Source organism: Pseudomonas sp. R62 (assembly GCF_000257605.1).
GTDB lineage: Bacteria > Pseudomonadota > Gammaproteobacteria > Pseudomonadales > Pseudomonadaceae > Aquipseudomonas > Aquipseudomonas atacamensis.
In genome coordinates, this window is the sequence record NZ_JH635998.1 from 2497579 (window position 1) to 2499824 (window position 2246).

Sequence of the window (2246 nt, forward strand, 5' to 3'; positions counted from 1 at the left end):
TACAGGAAGTGAATTCGATTGTGGCGCTTTCTGAAATCAAGTCCACCACGAGCCTGCCGGTCTAGCACGAATGGCTTTTGTGGCGAGGGGATTTATCCCCGCTGGGCTGCGCAGCAGTCCCCGCTTGATCGTTCCCACGCTCCGCGTGGGAATGCAGCCCGGGGCGCTCTGCGTCCCAAAGCGGACGCAGAGCGTCCATTGAGGCGTTCCCACGCAGAGCGTGGGAACGATCAGGTGGGAAGGTGTTTAGCTGCGCAGCAGGATCTTCCAGGCGCGATTCTGGTACACCGCAATCGTCTGATGCTTGCGTGCATCGAGCAGTTCGTCGGTGATGGTCGGCTCGTTGGCCAGTTGCGCCAGTTTGTTCAGCTCACCGTACAGGCGATCCATTTCCGGGATGTCCAGCACGTTGCGCGCGTGGTGCAACCAGACCTGAATGCGTTCGATACGCGGCAGTTGTTCAGCAAGATCTTCCGGCTGCTGCTGATAGCGTTGCAGCTGCAGAGCAGTGGCTTCTTCGCCCAGCAGACGCGGCAACCAGCTGTGCAGTTGCGCGTCACCCTGACGGTTGCCACGGGTGTTGCGGTCGGCAGTCCAGGTGCGGGCCAGCAGCCAGCGTGAAGCGTTCAGCGAGAACTGGCCCCAGCGCGGGTCTTCCAGCTCTTCGAGGAACTGCTCAGGCGCGGCCTTGCGCACGTCGTCGTCCTCGATGCCGACCTGCACCAACGGGCGCCAGTCTTCGAGCAAGGCATCGAGGGCCACGCGCAAATCGTGGGTCGACTGACGCGGCGCCGCCTGGCCGAGGCTGCTGAGCAGGGCGCGCATTTCCGCGAGGTTCTCGACCCAGTCCTGCAACAGGCGCCAGTGGCCGTTGAAACGATATTGTTCAGCCAGACGCTGGCTGCTGCCGAGCAGATGCCAGCTCAGCGCGGCGAAGGCGTCGTCGAGACGGGTTTCGCTGGTCAGCTGCGGCGCCGGGAGGCTCAGCGAGTAGCTGTTGGCGTCGTGCAGGCGATAACCGCGCTCAGCCTTGCTGATATCGCATGGCATCAGCGCCAGGGTTTCGGCCAGTTCGGCAGCCAGTTCCAGCAACGCGGCAGGCTCGCCTTCGCGCAGTTCCAGTTCCAGCTCGCAGATCTCTTCCTTCTGCTTGCCAACCACCACGTGACCGAGATCCAGCGCGGCTTCGATGACCACTTTGGTCTTGCCACGGCCCCAGGCGATTTCGGCGCGCTCGCGGACGAAATCGGTGGTGAAGATCGGCTTGAGGGTTTTCTTGTCCAGCTCGGCCAGCGCCTCGGGCCAGCATTCGCCGTCGAGTTTCTTCACATCGAGCTTGGCTTTCGGCAGTTTCCAGTCGTACTCGTTACGCTCGGACAGACCGGCGACGCTTTGGCCACGGGTCTTGAGGGTCTGAATCACTTCGTCACCGTCCTTGCGCAGGCGCAGGGCGACTTTGGCCTGGGCGAGGTCGCGCTCGGGGGTGTCGAAGTACTGGTTCATCAACTCACGGCGTTCCCAGCCACTTTTGTTGCGTTTCTTCAGCAGCGGGTGCTCGCGCAGGGCAGCGAGGGTTTCGCGGCTGACGCGGAGTTTGATTTCAGTTTCTTTTTGCATGGCCGGAACATCCAGAATCGGGAGCGCAGCCGGGGGAATGGGTGGCTGCCAAGGCCGTGCAGTGTACAGGAGTCAAACTTCCTACGCCCTGCGGCGGTTTATTCCGCGCGCCGGATGGTTCTATAGTGGGCCTCAATCCGGGACCTGGAGTCAGTGATGCCATTGCCGTCCATGCAAGACCAGTTCGCCGCGCTGATTGCCGCGCCATCGGTCAGCTGTACCCAACCGAACCTGGACCAGTCCAACCGCGCCGTCATCGATCTGCTGGCGGGCTGGCTCGGTGACTTGGGTTTCAGCTGCGATATCCAGCAGGTCAGCCCCGGCAAATTCAATCTGCTCGCCAGTTTCGGCAGCGGCCCCGGCGGCCTGGTGCTGGCCGGGCACAGCGACACCGTGCCTTATGACGACGCGTTGTGGCAGACCGACCCGCTGAAGCTCACTGAAGTCGATGGCCGCTGGGTCGGGCTGGGCAGCTGCGACATGAAGGGTTTCTTCGCGCTGATCATCGAAGCCGTGCAGCCGCTGCTTGATCAGCCGTTCAAGCAACCGCTGCTGATCCTCGCCACCTGCGACGAAGAAAGCTCGATGTCCGGCGCCCGCGCGCTGGCCGAGGCCGGGCAACCGCTGGG

The 2246-nt window shown here is 63.0% G+C and carries 2 protein-coding genes and 1 pseudogene; 2 read left to right on the forward strand and 1 reads right to left on the reverse strand.

Features of this window, described 5'->3' with window-relative positions; translation table 11 throughout:
* Positions 1-65, forward strand: a pseudogene (locus OQK_RS31230) (AsnC family transcriptional regulator); the annotation flags it as partial.
* Between the two features lie 181 nt (positions 66-246).
* Here the strand turns inward: OQK_RS31230 and OQK_RS12250 are convergent.
* Complete coding sequence (locus OQK_RS12250; RefSeq protein ID WP_016772645.1) at positions 247-1617, reverse strand: CYTH domain-containing protein; 1371 nt, start codon at positions 1615-1617, stop codon at positions 247-249.
* Positions 1618-1773: 156 nt separating this feature from the next.
* On the opposite strand from OQK_RS12250, the gene OQK_RS31235 reads away from it, so the two are divergent.
* Positions 1774-2246 (forward strand): M20/M25/M40 family metallo-hydrolase (locus OQK_RS31235; protein ID WP_038860898.1); only part of this gene is annotated, 473 nt, incomplete at its 3' end.

What these genes read in the sequence shown, in the direction of transcription:
- OQK_RS12250 (WP_016772645.1), bottom strand. Translation starts at nt 1,617, where the DNA reads ATGCAAAAAGAAACTGAAATCAAACTCCGCGTCAGCCGCGAAACCCTC.